The organism is Microbulbifer maximicatervae (SeqCode) (assembly GCF_052467695.1).
The window spans coordinates 1,468,766-1,483,744 of record NZ_CP174320.1; the positions used below are offsets into that span (position 1 = coordinate 1,468,766).

At 45.7% G+C, this 14,979-nt stretch carries 17 protein-coding genes; 12 read left to right on the forward strand and 5 right to left on the reverse strand.

The features are described 5' to 3' along the window. Nucleotides 1-3 precede the first annotated feature (3 nt). Together ACJJI8_RS06350 and ACJJI8_RS06355 are read left to right on the forward strand one after the other, a co-directional pair. A complete protein-coding gene (locus tag ACJJI8_RS06350) occupies nucleotides 4-576 on the forward strand; it encodes a cytochrome c oxidase assembly protein (RefSeq protein ID WP_444934557.1) in 573 nt (190 codons plus the stop codon). A gap of 5 nt (nucleotides 577-581) precedes the next feature. Next, nucleotides 582-1,472 carry a cytochrome c oxidase subunit 3 gene (locus tag ACJJI8_RS06355; RefSeq protein ID WP_282930522.1) on the forward strand — a complete coding sequence of 297 codons (891 nt, stop codon included), beginning with the start codon at nucleotides 582-584 and terminating at the stop codon, nucleotides 1,470-1,472. A gap of 45 nt (nucleotides 1,473-1,517) precedes the next feature. Here ACJJI8_RS06355 and ACJJI8_RS06360 read toward each other — a convergent pair whose 3' ends face one another. Continuing rightward, a complete protein-coding gene (locus ACJJI8_RS06360; protein WP_413663912.1) occupies nucleotides 1,518-1,742 on the reverse strand; it encodes a DUF2909 domain-containing protein in 225 nt (74 codons plus the stop codon). A 32-nt stretch (nucleotides 1,743-1,774) separates the two neighbouring features. Here ACJJI8_RS06360 and ACJJI8_RS06365 point away from each other — a divergent pair, with 32 nt between their 5' ends. From ACJJI8_RS06365 to ACJJI8_RS06405, 9 genes are all read left to right on the forward strand, one after another. Continuing rightward, the gene (locus ACJJI8_RS06365; protein ID WP_444934558.1) at nucleotides 1,775-2,551 is read left to right on the forward strand and encodes an SURF1 family protein; all 777 of its coding nucleotides are present in this window, start codon (nucleotides 1,775-1,777) and stop codon (nucleotides 2,549-2,551) included. After that, nucleotides 2,538-3,176 (forward strand): redox-active disulfide-containing membrane protein, encoded by a 639-nt coding sequence (locus ACJJI8_RS06370; RefSeq protein ID WP_444934559.1) that lies wholly within the window; start codon nucleotides 2,538-2,540, stop codon nucleotides 3,174-3,176. Before ACJJI8_RS06365 ends, ACJJI8_RS06370 begins: the two co-directional genes overlap by 14 nt. A 25-nt stretch (nucleotides 3,177-3,201) precedes the next feature. After that, nucleotides 3,202-4,293 carry a COX15/CtaA family protein gene (locus ACJJI8_RS06375; protein WP_444934560.1) on the forward strand — a complete coding sequence of 364 codons (1,092 nt, stop codon included), beginning with the start codon at nucleotides 3,202-3,204 and terminating at the stop codon, nucleotides 4,291-4,293. A gap of 37 nt (nucleotides 4,294-4,330) precedes the next feature. Continuing rightward, nucleotides 4,331-5,224 carry a heme o synthase gene (gene cyoE, locus ACJJI8_RS06380; protein WP_444934561.1) on the forward strand — a complete coding sequence of 298 codons (894 nt, stop codon included), beginning with the start codon at nucleotides 4,331-4,333 and terminating at the stop codon, nucleotides 5,222-5,224. 7 nt (nucleotides 5,225-5,231) lie between these two features. Beyond that, nucleotides 5,232-5,900, forward strand: a complete 669-nt coding sequence (locus ACJJI8_RS06385; protein ID WP_444934562.1) for an SCO family protein — start codon at nucleotides 5,232-5,234, stop codon at nucleotides 5,898-5,900. Between the two features lie 56 nt (nucleotides 5,901-5,956). Further along, nucleotides 5,957-6,748, forward strand: coding sequence for a CPBP family intramembrane glutamic endopeptidase (locus ACJJI8_RS06390; RefSeq protein WP_444934563.1), 792 nt, complete (start codon nucleotides 5,957-5,959; stop codon nucleotides 6,746-6,748). A 197-nt stretch (nucleotides 6,749-6,945) separates the two neighbouring features. Beyond that, nucleotides 6,946-8,142 (forward strand): dipeptidase, encoded by a 1,197-nt coding sequence (locus ACJJI8_RS06395; protein ID WP_444915088.1) that lies wholly within the window; start codon nucleotides 6,946-6,948, stop codon nucleotides 8,140-8,142. An 85-nt stretch (nucleotides 8,143-8,227) separates the two neighbouring features. After that, nucleotides 8,228-8,464: a hypothetical protein gene (locus ACJJI8_RS06400; protein ID WP_444915087.1), complete on the forward strand. Its 237-nt coding sequence runs from the start codon at nucleotides 8,228-8,230 to the stop codon at nucleotides 8,462-8,464. 194 nt (nucleotides 8,465-8,658) lie between these two features. Beyond that, nucleotides 8,659-8,829, forward strand: a complete 171-nt coding sequence (locus ACJJI8_RS06405) for a hypothetical protein (RefSeq protein ID WP_444915086.1) — start codon at nucleotides 8,659-8,661, stop codon at nucleotides 8,827-8,829. 86 nt (nucleotides 8,830-8,915) lie between these two features. On the opposite strand, the gene ACJJI8_RS06410 is transcribed toward ACJJI8_RS06405, so the two are convergent. The 3 genes from ACJJI8_RS06410 to znuC all read right to left on the reverse strand — a co-directional run bounded on the left by ACJJI8_RS06410 (nucleotide 8,916) and on the right by znuC (nucleotide 13,351). Next, entirely contained in the window at nucleotides 8,916-11,555 is a 2,640-nt protein-coding gene (locus ACJJI8_RS06410) for a TonB-dependent receptor (protein WP_444915085.1), read from the reverse strand. Nucleotides 11,556-11,758: 203 nt separating this feature from the next. Then, complete coding sequence (locus ACJJI8_RS06415) at nucleotides 11,759-12,559, reverse strand: iron chelate uptake ABC transporter family permease subunit (RefSeq protein WP_444934564.1); 801 nt, start codon at nucleotides 12,557-12,559, stop codon at nucleotides 11,759-11,761. After that, the gene (gene znuC / locus ACJJI8_RS06420; RefSeq protein WP_413665908.1) at nucleotides 12,560-13,351 is read right to left on the reverse strand and encodes a zinc ABC transporter ATP-binding protein ZnuC; all 792 of its coding nucleotides are present in this window, start codon (nucleotides 13,349-13,351) and stop codon (nucleotides 12,560-12,562) included. 121 nt (nucleotides 13,352-13,472) lie between these two features. Here znuC and ACJJI8_RS06425 point away from each other — a divergent pair, with 121 nt between their 5' ends. Further along, entirely contained in the window at nucleotides 13,473-14,375 is a 903-nt protein-coding gene (locus ACJJI8_RS06425) for a metal ABC transporter substrate-binding protein (protein ID WP_444934565.1), read from the forward strand. Nucleotides 14,376-14,430: 55 nt separating this feature from the next. Here ACJJI8_RS06425 and ACJJI8_RS06430 read toward each other — a convergent pair whose 3' ends face one another. Beyond that, entirely contained in the window at nucleotides 14,431-14,724 is a 294-nt protein-coding gene (locus ACJJI8_RS06430) for a hypothetical protein (protein WP_444911862.1), read from the reverse strand. Between the last annotated feature and the right edge of the window lie 255 nt (nucleotides 14,725-14,979).

Genomic DNA, 14,979 nt, shown 5'->3' on the forward strand with positions numbered 1-14,979 from the left:
CCTATGAACGTTGGAGCAAATGCAAAGGTAACTATCAAGCTGCTGGCCGTGGCGACCAGCATGCTGGTATTTGCAATTTTCATTATGCCGCCTATCTACGATGTCTTCTGTGAAATCACAGGACTCAATGGTAAAACCGGTGGTCGTTATGAAGCTGTGCCAGCTGCGGTTGATAAAAATAGGCTGGTCACAGTGCAATTTGTGGCAAACAATAATGAAAATATGCCATGGGAATTTCGCCCGAGTGTGATGTCTTTGAAAGTACACCCTGGAGAAATTAAAGATACTGTTTTTATTGCAGAAAATAAGACATCTAGGGATATGGTTGGTCAGGCAATTCCCAGTATGGTTCCTTTCAAAGCTGCTGAGTACTTTCATAAAACAGAGTGTTTTTGCTTCAACCAGCAAGAATTAAAAGCGGGAGAGACTGCAGAATTACCACTACGTTTTATTGTGGATCCAGATCTTCCCGCAAGTGTTAATACTGTAACGCTTTCCTATACGTTGTTTGATGTAACGGAAAGGTTTGCCAATAAAACCGATAAGAATGATATCGACCCCGAGCGAGAGGGATAAAAATTATGGCTAGTGAAAGCAGTTATTACGTGCCCGAACAATCCAGGCTGCCAATTTTTGCAACGATAGGTCTATTCCTAATAGCGTTCGGCGCAGCAAATTGGATTAATGGAGGAAGCTCTTACATTTTTTTCACCGGTGCGTTAGCGATGGCCGCAGTTTTGTGGTTTTGGTTTGCTGCCGTAATCAAGGAGAATATGGCAGGGCTCAACAGCGAACAGTTAAAGAGATCATATGTTTGGGGGATGGGCTGGTTTATATTTTCTGAGGTGATGTTTTTTGCTGCATTCTTTGGAGCACTTTATTACATACGCAATTTCACAGTTCCCTGGCTAGGTGGTGAAGGTGATCGTGGAATTTCCAATATGCTTTGGGAGGGATTCGAAAGTAGCTGGCCCTTATATGTGACTCCTGACGCCGCAGCAAACGGAGAAACGGCGAAATTTATGGGGCCTAAAGATGTGATAGACCCATGGCACTTACCACTATGGAACACCATCATACTTCTCACCTCCAGTGTAACTGTACACTTCGCACATGTTTTCCTGAAAAAGAATCAAAGAAAAAATTTCAATATATTGCTGGCAATCACTGTGGCATTGGGTGGGGCGTTTATTTTTCTACAAGGTAAAGAATACTATGAAGCCTATCAACACTTGGGGTTAACACTTGAGTCAGGAATCTATGGTACAACATTCTTTATGCTGACCGGATTTCATGGTGCCCATGTCACACTCGGTACAATTATGTTGTTGATCATGTTGTTAAGGTCTGTGATAGCCAATCATTTTAGACCTGATGATCACTTTGGCTTTGAAGCGGCAAGTTGGTATTGGCATTTTGTCGATGTAGTTTGGGTCGGGCTGTTTATATTTGTATATGTTCTAGGTGCTTAATGTGGGCAAGGCTTTCTATCGTATTAATAGAAAGCCTTTATTTTCTTAATATTTATCAGCCCAAGGTGCCGTTTTTGCCAAAATGCCACTTTCAAAGCCGTACCAAATGGCAAGAAGTAAGAGTGACGCTAGGAGTATTCTAATACCTAATGCGTAGAGTGTGCGCTTGGATTGAGGTGTTCCCATATCTCTAAGCAGAAAAAAAAGTGCACTTGAAAGACTGGCAAGTACGGAAAGGAATAAGACAACAATAACAATCTTCAGCCACATTTTATTATTTTCCATTATTTATGTAGTTGCGCATGATAGTAGATATTCCATCAGCTTCTGCGAAAGATATCAGTTTACCACTGATTCGCAATTGGCCCATCACGATATTTTCTCTGGGTGCATTCATCCTTTTTATTTTTTTGGGATTGTGGCAGCTTGATAGGGCAAAGCAGAAAATCGAACTTATGCAAAGGGTAGAGAGTAGGCTCTCTCTTCAACCGCAGGAAATTTCAAATCTAAGTTCTTATCAAGAGTATGCGTCTGTAACTTTAGAGGGAGTTTTCCAGAAGGAAATATATTTTCTGGATAACCGGACCAGAAACGGTCGTGTGGGCTATGAAGTACTACAAGTATTTTCAACAGAAAATACTGATTGGCTTATCAATAGAGGTTGGATTCCCTCTGCTGGCGACCGAGATAGCTTACCTGAAGTAACAGCTTTACTTGATGTGAAATCACTTCAGGGCTACTTATACCCTATCGATACTGAATCCTACTCGAATGTTAGTATAGACCCGGTTTTTAAAAATAGAATTCAACAAATAAATTCAAATTTCATTGAGGCTATCGGTTTAGTCAACAATAGATGGTCGATCCGTTTGTTTGCGGATTCAGGTGCAGCTTTAATTACTGATTGGAATTTTTTCAATAGTGGCCCAGAAAAACACCAAGCGTATGCTTTCCAGTGGTTCACGATGGCAATAGCCGTCTGGCTTTTATGGGGTTATTCAGCCACAAATATTGTTTTTAGATTACGTCGTAGGTTGAGTAGAAGTTTGAAAAAGGAGTTTCAAAATGAAATCAAATAGTCAGCCAGTTTCATCTGAAAGAGATCTGAGTAAAAGGAAGCCAGGGAATAAGCTCATTCAAGGATTCTCAGTGCTAGCATCCGTCGTACTCCCAATTACGGCTGCCTATATCGTTTACTATACGGGCTTGGGCATGCCTAAAGAGACGATTAATCAAGGTGAATTATTACAGCCCCCATTTGATATCACTGAAATAAAAATCACCTTTCAAGGACAACAGCAGTCCCTGGCACAAGAGGGAGAATCAAAATGGCGCTATCTAATATTAAGTGACAGTGATTGTGGTAAAGATTGTGAAGATCTTTTGTATATAAGTAGGCAGGTTCATATTCGGCTGGGGGAAAAAGCTCATAGGGTTGAGAGGCTACTCGTGGTTGGTGATAGTTTGGATGAAAAACGACAAGAACAAATACAAATTGAGCATCCAAAACTAAAAATAGTTAATTTGGATGATGAAAACTTTAATCAATTGGTACAGAAAACTAATCATGACAGTGTGACTTCAACCAAGGCGTTGCTGGTTGATCAGGAGGGTTATGCAATGATGGCCTATGATCGGCATCATAGCGGAAACCAATTACTTAAAGATATTAAAAGATTATTGAAGTACTCCTACGAGCAATAAGATTAGTATTCGGAGATTTTCAGTAATGTCTAAACAAGAAACCCCTAAGAATTGGCGACATATCATTACCTGGGCGGCCTGTATACTAGCTGTCGTAGTTGTTGTTCTAGGTGCATTTACTAGACTGGTGGATGCCGGTTTGGGATGTCCAGACTGGCCTGGTTGTTATGGCCATTTCACCTGGCCGAACGATATAAAAGAAATTAAAACGGCCAATATGATTTTTCCGGACTCTCCGGTAGATGTTAGTAAAACTTGGCCGGAAATGGTCCATCGATACTTTGCGGGAACTTTACTTTTATTCGTTGTATTACTCACTTATCTTGCTTGGAGAGATCGACAAGCTCCAACCTTTAAGCAAACACATATTCTTTTAATTATTATTATACTGCAAGCTGCTTTTGGGATGTGGACGGTAACCTTGAAGCTTTGGCCGCAGGTAGTTACTGCTCATCTATTAGGTGGAATGGCAACATTATCTATGTTGTGGATTCTCTGTGAAAGGTTGGCTGATAAACCTAGACAATTACATGGGAGGTATTTACCAGGAATAAGGCGATTACGGCTACTTGCTCTGACTGCAGTTGCAATAGTAATTCTACAGATTGGACTCGGCGGTTGGACCAGCTCTAATTACGCAGCTTTAGCTTGTCCAGATTTTCCAACTTGTCATAACCAATGGTGGCCACAGGCAAACTTTGTGGAAGGCTTTAATATTTTTCAACAAATTGGCCCAAATTATTTAGGTGGTGCATTAGAGAATGATGCACGTACAGCCATACATCTTGCCCATCGTATTGGAGCACTGATTACAACAGCAATTGTACTTATTCTTTCAGTTTTAGCTTGGAGATATGGATTGAGAGGTTGGTCATTATGGCTTACCGGAGTACTACTTCTTCAAGTCAGCTTGGGAATAGCAAATGTTGTTATGTCTCTACCATTAGGGATTGCTGTGGCACACAATGCTGGTGCAGCTCTTCTACTTCTTAGTTTGCTAACTTTTTGTTATCGAATATACACAATGAATGCCGTCATTATAAGTAAACAAGAGGTAGTCGATGTGGAAGTAATAGAGCGGGGAGAAGGTTTAACTACCGTATCCAATCTTAATTAGATACTAAGCGTATATAAATATAAAAATAGGTGAGAATATGGCCATAAACTCCACGGGAATACATCAAATTCAATGGCGGGACTACTATGAGCTTACTAAGCCTCGAGTAGTTATGCTTATGCTGTTAACTTCTGTTATTGGAATGTTTTTAGCTGTTCCAGGAATGGTGCCGCTAGATATTTTAGTATTTGGTAATTTGGGAATTGCATTTTGTGCGGGTAGTGCTGCGGCAGTAAATCATTTAGTTGATCGTCATATTGATACAAAAATGGCTCGTACCAGTAATCGCCCGATTGCGAAAGGACGGGTTGAGCCAGTTAAAGCGGTTGCTTTTGCTCTTATCTTGGGTGTGACAGGAATGTTTATCTTGTTGATTTTTGTAAATGCCCTTACCGCTTGGCTAACCTTAATATCTCTTCTCGGATATGCGGTGATTTACACCATGTTCCTGAAACGCGCCACACCACAAAACATTGTTATTGGCGGGCTTGCAGGAGCCGCTCCGCCCCTACTGGGATGGACTGCGGTTACTGGGGAAGTGCATGGGCATGCATTGTTGTTAGTATTGATTATTTTTGCTTGGACTCCTCCACACTTTTGGGCCCTTGCCGTACATAGAAAAGAAGAGTATGCAAAAGCTGATGTTCCCATGTTGCCGGTTACACATGGAATACCCTATACAAACCTAAATATAGTTTTGTATACCTTTATTTTACTGGCCGTTAGCCTATTGCCCTTTGCCACCGCGATGTTTGGGTGGTTATATTTTCTGGGAGCTGTCGTACTTGGATTTGGTTTTGTTTATTGGAGCTTTGTAATGCTCATTGGAAAAACCCCCAATGCTGGTATGGAGACTTTCAAATATTCAATAATTTATTTAATGGCACTATTTTTTATCATGCTATTAGATCATTATTTAATTGAGGTGTGAGGGAAAAGTGGAAAATAAATATTCTGCCATCGATAAACAGAAACGTGGAATTAGAATTACGGTTATTGTTCTTTTAGTATTGATTCTTACTGTGCTTGCAGGATTTATACATAAGCTCGGACAGCCTCGTATTATTACTGATGAGGAACTTAGAATTAACGGCACTGTAAAACTGCAGAGACCAAGAATCATAGAAGATATACAATTATTGTCTGATGACAGTAGAGATTTCTATACCAAAGACTTTCAAGGTAAGTGGACTTTGGTATTTTTTGGGTTTACCCACTGTCCAGATATCTGTCCAACAACTCTATCTACACTTAATAATTTTTATAAAACTTTAGACGAAAGTACCAGAGCATCTACAGACGTAGTACTCGTATCGGTTGACCCAAGCAGGGACAAGCCGGAGCAGTTAGGGCAGTATGTCCGTTATTTTAATTCTGAATTCCGTGGTATTACCGGTGATTTTTTTAAGCTGAAGAAATTTGCCACTCAGCTAAATGTACCTTTTAATAAAGTTTCTCTTGCTGAGGGCGGTTATACTATCGATCATGGGTCTCAAGTTGTATTAATTAATCCTAGAGGGCATTATCACGCTTTTTTTAAGGCACCTTTAGATCCTGCAAAAATGAAGTTGACCTATCGTTCAATACGAGCGACCTTTAATGGATAGTGAAGGAATCGCATGAGCTATTGTTATCAAATAATATATTAATTCTGGGTCAATCGATGCAAAATGAAGTTGCTGCCTTAAGGAAAAGAGGAGATCAGACACCATCTGGTATGGTGAGTCCTTGGGCTGCACCTATCTTGCTATCACTTTGTATAATTCCTTTTGGCTGGAGTGGGCTTATAGCCCCTTTAATCTGGATTTTCCTGCGAGCAATAGAGTCTACTAGCAGTTGGCCGAGAGCGCTGTCTTTTCTTTCTGTAGCAGTTTTAATGCTGGTATCGGGGTTAAATTTGCTTCCCGGTAGTGAACATATCCAGGTATTGCCAGCCTATACAGATGCAAGTGGTAATCTTATCTATGCCAGCATAAACAGCGGTAAAGCAGTTATTGCTATTGCCTTATTGGCTTTTATGTTGCGCATGAAGCAGACCTTCCGTTTTACGGACTTACCCTATCTTTTATTGGCTATATTTACTCCCGTTGTATTGGGTCTACTCCTATATACGCCTTCGATAAAATTTACTGGCACTATCGCCGTTGCGGTAATGATAAACTTGGTAATTGTTTGCATTTCTGAAGAGGGGTTCTTCCGGTGGATATTACAACGGGGTACCGAAGAACTATTAGGGCGCTGGCGCTGGTTATCCGTACCAGTTGTAGCTACGGTGTTTGTGCTTCTACATGGAGGGTGGTCAACAGATATCTCCGCAGTTCTATTATTGATAGTCGCCTCAATCAGTTATGCATTGATTTGGACATTGCGGCAGAATTTTTGGATATGCGTAATGACGCATTGGGGGGTAAATCTTATGCATATGCTCTTGTTGCCTTACCCGTTACCCGGCTAGGCCATATATCATCTGCTTTGGATCATTGTTTTATTGTTACCCCTAAGATTCAGCCAATCTGCAGTTATAAGAAAGACAACGATTTAATCTTTGTAGATTAACAAATCAAAGTAATGTATTTAAGAAATGTGGTTCTAGATGAACACCATATACGGTAAATTTTCTAGATTTATTCATATAAATAGGGAGATTGTCATTTGAAAAATTATTTTTTAGTTGGGACATTATGTGCACTAACTTGCAACCCTGTATTTGCAGTTGAAGGTAAAAGTCTGGCTCAAGAGCTTGTTCAAGAGTATTTGATTGTTGATGGACATGTAGATGTTCCCTATCGTCTCGAACAAGCTGAAGAAGATGTTGGACTTAGCACGGATAAGGGAGACTTTGATTACCCACGAGCTAAAGCAGGTGGACTAAATGCCCCCTTTATGTCTATTTATGTCCCAGCAGAAAAGGAGGATGAGGGTATTGCCAAATCGTATGCAGATACTTTGATTGATAAAGTGGAAGCAATGGTCAAACAGCACCCGGATAAGTTTGCAATACCTAAGTCAATAAATGATCTACAAAAGCAAGTCGATGCCGGCTTAATTTCCTTACCTTTGGGTATAGAGAACGGGGCTCCTATTGAGGGGGATCTTGCCAATTTAAAGTATTTCTCTGATAGAGGGGTGAGGTACATTACCTTAGCCCACTCAAAGAGCAATCATATCTCTGATTCCTCGTATGATAAAAACAGGCCCTGGGAAGGCTTGAGTGCATTCGGAAAGCGCTTGGTACGAGAGATGAATCGGATGGGAGTAATGATCGATATTTCCCACGTATCAGATGCAGCTTTTTGGCAAGTTGTTGATTTATCTGCTGTTCCTATTATCGCTTCACACTCTTCGGCAAGGCATTTTACCCCGGGATTTGAACGAAATATGAATGATGAAATGATAAATGCGTTGGCTGACAATGGCGGCATTATCATGGTGAATTTTGGCTCTACTTTTATTAGTGGTGAATCACTGAATTCATATCGTGAAATAACTGATCAGGTTGAGAAATTTGCTAAAGAAAAGGGTTTACCCAAAGATAGTAAGGAAGTTGAGGAGTACTCCGATAAGCTTTCAGCTGAGAAGTTCATTTATGCAGATTTGGAAGATGTTCTTGATCATTTCGACCATATTCGTGATTTAGTGGGAGTGGATCATATAGGCATTGGATCGGATTTTGACGGTGTCGGAGATAGCTTGCCCGTCGGCTTAAAAGACGTCTCTCAATATCCTAATTTGGTTGAAGGCCTGCTAAAGCGTGGGTATAGCAAGCAGGACATTAAAAAAATTCTAGGCGGAAATTTAGTTAGAGTTTGGCAAGCTAATGAAGATTACGCCAAGCGCAATAAAGGATGAGACTCACACTCCTCTAACCAGCTGAGGCTGCACTATTCTGTTAATAATGTTCAAACGGGCAAAGCCCGTTTGTTTTGTATTATTAATGCAGAAATTACTTTTGGCCGGTTATTTTCGATCTAAGAAAGTACGATTGATAGTGGGTTGGACTGGATTGTCGATTGCCGGTGTATTCTTTCTGTGGGGAATTTTAGGCTTTCTTTCATTTATTCCCTCAATGTTAGATATTTTTGGCGTATTGTGGATGCGGATTCCAGCTGGTATTACAGTTTTTGGTTTGCTGATGGCGGCAATTGGATTCTGGGAATTTGATGAAGATTAGAGGATATGGTGTGTGCTCAAAGTATCAGATTTCTTTATCTTACTGGCAGTATTAATCTCTTTGATATTATCTGCAAGTTTGTGGTTTAGCGGTTATAAGGAGCAAGGCATTTTTACCGCACTTTGGGTTCCCTCTATTCTGACACTGGGTATCTATTTCAAAGTGACGGCTTTGCTAGCTCGCAGGAGATAGTTGTGCCAGAAATTTATCTTTTAGTCATTGGGGTGGCAGTCTCGCTTTTTGAGTTAATAGGAATTCTACTGGGCATTCGTGAGTTTCGAAAAGCAGGAAAAGAATTGACTAAACAGCGTATTTCTCTGGAGTCGGCAGCAATAAGAGTGCGGAAGAATGGCGTAGAAAAATGATTGTCGTCCTTAACTACTCTTAGTTAGGAAATACAAAGGGGAAGCCTGATACTTCCCCTTTGTAATTTTTATGGTTTACAAAAAACTTAGAAGCTATAAGTCATCTTGCCGTAGATAAAGCGACCACGGGGATCGTGTTGTGACTGTACATAACCATAGAGGTCTCCGTCGCCATCCCCGATAGCGAAGGGCGGTTCTTCATCGAAGACATTATCCGCACCCAGGCTCAACACCATATTCTCGAAGCCGGTATAACGGGCCTGCATATTCATGGTCAGGAAAGAGTCTACGGTGCGGGAGTTATTGCTGTCATAGTCGAGTGTCCCGTCGAAATCGATATCCGGAGTATCCTCGAACTCACCAATGTAGCTGAGCCCGGCACTAAATCCGAAGGTGTCAAAGGTCCAGTCAGCGGTAGCGTTCCAACGGTGTTGTGGATACTCGTATTCACCGGCCAGATCGCGGGTGATAAATGCGTCGCCGCTGGAATTCAGTTCAACACGCTCAAATTCTGCCAGGTAAGAGTAATCCAGGCGCAGGCCAAGCTCTCCGCCCACTAGCTCAAATCCGCTGTAGACAATACTTAGGTCAACGCCCGACACTTCCTGTTCACCAATATTGGTGAAGCTGCTGTCGATAGATTGCAGAGCGCCAAGAGTTTCACCATCAATCGGGGTATCGCGGCGGCACACGGTGCTGTCTTGATCCCAGCAATAGAGACTGTAGATATAGCCGAAGGGGACCTCGTCAATCTTACCTTCCTGGGTGATATTCCAATAATCCAGGGACAGTCGCAGGTCTTCTATGGGCTCGTAAACAGCGCCGATGTTAAAGGATTCTGACTCTTCCGCATCCAGATCCGGGTTGCCGGAGAAGACAATGGTGTAGTCGGTCTTTGCACAGTAGGCATCGTTAACTTCACAGCCATAGGTATCAGCGAAGAATAAGGATTCTTGTGACGGGCCTAAGCCGACCTGTGCCAGTGACGGCGCGCGGAAGCCGGTACCCCAAGAGGTTCGGAAGGATAGCTGGTCGGTTACTGTCCACAGCAGATTTGCCATTGGATTGGTGGTGCTGCCAAAGTCGCTGTAATCATCGTAACGGGCGGCCACAGTTAGATCGAACCTGGCAGGGAGGGGGATAGCAACTTCCACATAAGCTGAGGAGATATCCCGGCTGGCACTGGCGGATACGGATTCGGTACCGAAGATCAAACCGCGCTGGAACTGGTCATCAGGGATGTCGGAGGCTTTCTCCTCCCGATATTCCAAGCCTGCAGCCATGGCAATGGTGCCACTGGCGGTATCGACTAAATCTCCATTAACTGAGAAGTTATAGCTGGTCAGGTCAGACTTGCCTTGGCGGACCAGGCTGGTGGTGATGGCATCAATGACCGAGTCCGGATTTTGAACCCCGCCAAACGGATTGTAGTTACCGGCATTAATCTGCTCTTGTAACAGGTCCGTACGCACCCAGCCCTGGGAGCGGTCACCGGTCTGGGTTGTTTCACTGCGGGAGCGCTGCACAGAAGCCTCCCAGTCCCAGTCAGCGACAGAGCCGCGCAGGCCGAAGACACCGCGCAAGTTATCGGTTTCGATATCCCACTGGCGGGCGCCTGCATCCACGGTGCGATAGCGGTAAATATCCACATCTTCGCCGAATGGGTTATTGGGATGATCTGCCAGTACATAGAGACCCGCGTCGCCATCGAGGGGGGTGGGTGCACCCTGGGCTACGGAGGTATTGTGCTGAACAGCGACCTCGCTAAAGAACTCCACGCCTTCGGCCAACTGGGTATGGCCAAGCATTAATAGGCCAGTGCGTTCGGCTTCGGGTGTGATCAAAGTCCAGGGGCCGTAATCATAGACACAGACTTCACCGGTATCGCGCTCTTCGGGACAGTTGGGGTCGGAAACAAAGGTACCGCCCACATTGAAGCTACCGGGATAGCCCCTGGAGGAGCGGAAGTCCATACCGCCACGGCTGGATTGGTTAGCGGTATCCAAACCACTGCGTTCGGTGCTGGATAGGCGGCTGTTTTTATGGTGGTCAAAAATAACAGTCAGGTTTGAGTCATCCCCATTGATGCCCCAGACGGCGGACATGGATTGCTCGTCATAGCCATCGGCACCGCCGTAATCTACGGATACCTCAGTACCTTCAAAGTCTCTACGCAATACCAGATTGACTACACCAGCAACGGCATCGGAACCGTAAATTGCGGAGGCGCCATCCTTTAGGACTTCGACCCGCTCAATCGCCGCAAGGGGCACACTGTTGATATCCACAAAGTTGGTAGTAATGCTCTCGGCAAATGCGCTGATAGCCACCCGGCGACCATTTACCAATACTAGAGTGGCGTCGGCACCCATACCGCGCAGGCTCACAGCGGCAGCCCCGTTTGCGGTAGAGTCCTGGTTGTTACCCCGGGTTGAGAAGGTGCCATTACCTGCGGCGGGGTTTTTCTCAAAAAGTTGCTGCAGATTGGTGTAACCGGACTTTTCGATGGCATCGCGATCCATTACCTGGATCGGGGTAGCTGTTTCAAATTCAGCGTTTCGACTAATACGGGAACCCACAACTGCAACTTCTTCCATCGCCTGATCCTCGGCGGCAAAGAGTGTTTGTGGGCTAGTGGCAGCGGTTGCCGCCACTATGGCTGTAGTTAATACCTTGCGACGAAGAGAGAACTTTTCCATATCGTTGTGAGTCCATTTTTTTGTCATTATTGGTGACCGGCCTAATACGGCTGGTCGTCGGGCAACACTAGCAACGACGGAAAACTGACACAATTAGCTAGCGGCTAACCATCAGCTTATTGCGATAAACGGTGACGGGCATCTCACCAATAGGTAGATTTAAGCGACAATTTGCGACAAATAACGAAATAAAATAAGAAATTAGGATGAGATTAACCTGCGGGCTACCTTCAGCTGGTTCGCACTTGTGAAGTGAGAAAGAACAGTGCTGCGGCCAGAACAATGGACGGGCCCGCCGGTGTATTCCACAGGATAGAGGCAAGAAGACCGAGTACTACCGCTAAGCATCCCAGCAATGAGGCCAGCACCGCCATACGCTCTGGAGTGTGCGACAGTTTTCGCGCGGTAGCTGCGGGAATAATCAGCAGGGCGGTAATTAACAGAACCCCGACAACTTTCATTGCGATCGCAATCAGTATTGCCAGCATCAACATCAGAGCGATTCGCAATCGCTCGATAGGGACACCTTCCACTGAAGCCAATTCCTCGTGCAGGGTGAAAGCCAGTAACTGTTCCCACAGGAAATAAAGCAGTCCCAGGATTGTGGCGGCGGCAATGGCCATTAGTACCAGATCCTGGCCACTGACTGCGAGTAAATCTCCCAGCAACAGAGATAAGAGATCCACCTTAATCTTGAAGAAGCTGACGGTGACAATCCCCAGTGCCAGCATGGAGTGGGACAATATGCCCAGCAGCGTATCTACAGCGAGCTTTTGGCGCTGCTGTAAATACATCAGCAGCAGTGCCAGTACACAGCAAGTAATACCGACGGCCACCGTTGGCATAATTTGAAGTACAAAACCCAGCGTCACTCCGAGAAGGGCTGAGTGAGCCAGGGTGTCGCCGAAATAGGCCATGCGTCTCCACACGGCGAAGCAGCCCAAAGGACCGCTGACAACAGCGACCATAAGGCCGGCGGCGAGGGCGTACCAGAGAAATTGGCTATGCAGTAATTCGCCGAAATCGACCACTTATTTTTGCTCTTTGTTTTTTGTATTTGTGTGAGTGTGTTGATGATTGCAGCTGCTTGCGGGCGCAATATCTCCACTTAATTTATGTTGGTGGTTATGTTGATGGGTATAGGGGGCGACCTTGTCCCCAAATAATTCCAGATAGGCAGGGTGGCGACTTACTTGCTCCGGATGTCCGTGACAGCAGATATGCTGGTTCAAACAAAGGACCCGGTCGGTTGCAGCCATAACTAAATGAAGGTCGTGGGAAACCAGTAACACACCGCAGCCGAGCTCGTCGCGCAGAGTGGCAATTAACTGGTACAACTCACTTTGACCACCGATATCGACTCCCTGCGTGGGTTCATCCAGGACAAGCAGCTGAGGTTTGCGCGATGCGGCACGGGCGAGTAAGACCCGCTGCATTTCTCCACCGGATAGATTTGCCAGAGAGGCGCCTCTAAGCTGCCCTGCGCCCACCCTGTCCAATGCCGACTGCGCTTGCTCGGGCTTCATGGCCGGTTGGCCAAGCTGCAAGAAGCGTTCAACTGACATGGGCATTGAGCTATCGATATGAAGCCGTTGGGGCATATAGCCAATACGCAACCCAGTTTGTCGCCACACGCGGCCCTGGGTCGGCTGGCTGAGCCCCAGCAGAAGGCGAAGGAGAGTGGTTTTGCCGGCTCCATTAGGGCCTATTAAGGTGACAATCTCCCCCTGGGACAATTCGACTGTAATATCTTTAAGTAACTGCCTGCCGCCCACTTGAAGGGCGATATTGTCAGCTGTGATAAGCGGCTGGGGTGGATTCAGAATTCAATCTCCGCAGGGAAGTCTTTAAGATGTTTGCTTCCATACCTTCTTTACCGGATATGGACAACCAGGCTGGCAGCTTGGCGCTGGTTGTGATTATATCGCAATTTTTCGCCGCCTAATGTCTCTGATGTATCCCTTCAAACGTCTTTTTACAATCTCCACGGTGCTTCTATTCGGGCTCTTTCTCCCGGCTTGTAGCAAACCGGAATCCGACAGTGGTGGAGAGCTGGTCGTCAGCGTGCGCCCTTTAGCCCTGATCGCCCGGGAAATAACCGGTGAGGATATTCCTGTTCGGGTGCTGGTTGAGGGAGCAGATCCTCACCATTATGCCCCTACGGTTTCCGATCGGGCTGCACTTGAGCGCGCCTTACTATTGGTGTGGCTGGGACCGCAAATGGAGGGGGTATTGGCAAAACAGGCAGCGCTGTTACCAGCGGGCCGGCAAATGCAGCTGCTGGATATAGAGACCCTTGAATATGAGGGAGCCAGTGCTACCGACCCCCACCTCTGGTTGCGCCCCCGCAATGCGGCAATAGCTGCGGCACAGATCGCTGAGCGCCTGGCGCAATTACAGCCGCAGCAGGCTGAGCTGTTTATGGGGCGTGCACGGCAGTTTTCCAGTTCGATGGCCAACTTGCAGAAAGTACTCGATCGGGCCTTGTATGGATATCGCGAAGTTCCCATCGTTGTTACGCACGATGCCTATGGTCACTTTTTTGGTTCTGCAGGAGTGAAAACCCACGCCCTGGGCGACGGCAGTGGCGGGGGCTATGGTGCCAAGGCAATGCTGGATTTGTCACAGATTGGCGACGGCTGTCTATTTGGAGACATGCCGGCTAATGAACGAGATCAACAGTTGGCAGAAAATTTGGGGCTGCGTTACGCCGCTTTGGATCTGCTGGGAGATCAGTTGAGTGAAAATGCTGATTACAGGGAATTGATAGAGTCCCTCTTGTCTCAAGCCCGCACTTGCTTGAGTCAGGTTCCCGACCGCAACAAGGATAAATCAGAGGCTCCTTGAGCGTACCCAGTATCCCGCCTACCCAGGGAGGGGGCGGGATCTGGTAGGGTGGCTTCTAGGAACGATTGGTTATTTGCTGTAATTTCTCTACCCGGGCAGCATCTCTTTCCGCTTGTTTTTGCAGTTTCTCCAGCTGCTGTTTTTGTCTCTCCAGCAAATCATTTTCTCTCTCGCGGATAGCCTGCCTGAGTATTAACTCATGGCCTTCTACCTCAGTCTGCTGTGAGTGTATTTCATCAGTCGCCTCGGCTTCAGCGGTATGCTCTCCACTGCAATCCGAGCCGGCACTTGCCGAAATGGCAAAGATACTTGCGGCAAACAACAGGGTGGCACGCATCACTCCTCTCATCTTTCGAATCCTTCCTTCAACATCGGGTGGCACAGTTTTTTGGAAATAAAAGATCCCTGACTGCCTGGGGGCAGCCTGCGACAATTTGATTTCCGGGGAGTAGCGAACGCATAAGGTCGCTACCGGCAAGACTAGCCAAGCCTGGGGATTTGGTGAGATCGATGCGCCGATAGTTTTAATCGGCGGGGTAAGTCGAGTGGGCTTTTGTGCAGAGGTTGCCTACGGTGTCTGGCGGGAAAGAATCAGTAAGCGGAA

Bases quoted from the DNA above. Each gene is read 5' to 3' on its own strand.
- ACJJI8_RS06360 (WP_413663912.1), bottom strand. From the start codon at position 1,742: ATGTGGCTGAAGATTGTTATTGTTGTCTTATTCCTTTCCGTACTTGCC.
- ACJJI8_RS06425 (WP_444934565.1), top strand. From the start codon at position 13,473: ATGTCTCTGATGTATCCCTTCAAACGTCTTTTTACAATCTCCACGGTG.
- ACJJI8_RS06350 (WP_444934557.1), top strand. From the start codon at position 4: ATGAACGTTGGAGCAAATGCAAAGGTAACTATCAAGCTGCTGGCCGTG.
- ACJJI8_RS06390 (WP_444934563.1), top strand. From the start codon at position 5,957: ATGCAAAATGAAGTTGCTGCCTTAAGGAAAAGAGGAGATCAGACACCA.
- ACJJI8_RS06400 (WP_444915087.1), top strand. From the start codon at position 8,228: ATGCAGAAATTACTTTTGGCCGGTTATTTTCGATCTAAGAAAGTACGA.
- ACJJI8_RS06375 (WP_444934560.1), top strand. From the start codon at position 3,202: ATGTCTAAACAAGAAACCCCTAAGAATTGGCGACATATCATTACCTGG.
- cyoE (WP_444934561.1), top strand. From the start codon at position 4,331: ATGGCCATAAACTCCACGGGAATACATCAAATTCAATGGCGGGACTAC.
- ACJJI8_RS06370 (WP_444934559.1), top strand. From the start codon at position 2,538: ATGAAATCAAATAGTCAGCCAGTTTCATCTGAAAGAGATCTGAGTAAA.
- ACJJI8_RS06365 (WP_444934558.1), top strand. From the start codon at position 1,775: ATGATAGTAGATATTCCATCAGCTTCTGCGAAAGATATCAGTTTACCA.
- ACJJI8_RS06355 (WP_282930522.1), top strand. From the start codon at position 582: ATGGCTAGTGAAAGCAGTTATTACGTGCCCGAACAATCCAGGCTGCCA.
- ACJJI8_RS06430 (WP_444911862.1), bottom strand. From the start codon at position 14,724: ATGAGAGGAGTGATGCGTGCCACCCTGTTGTTTGCCGCAAGTATCTTT.
- ACJJI8_RS06410 (WP_444915085.1), bottom strand. From the start codon at position 11,555: ATGACAAAAAAATGGACTCACAACGATATGGAAAAGTTCTCTCTTCGT.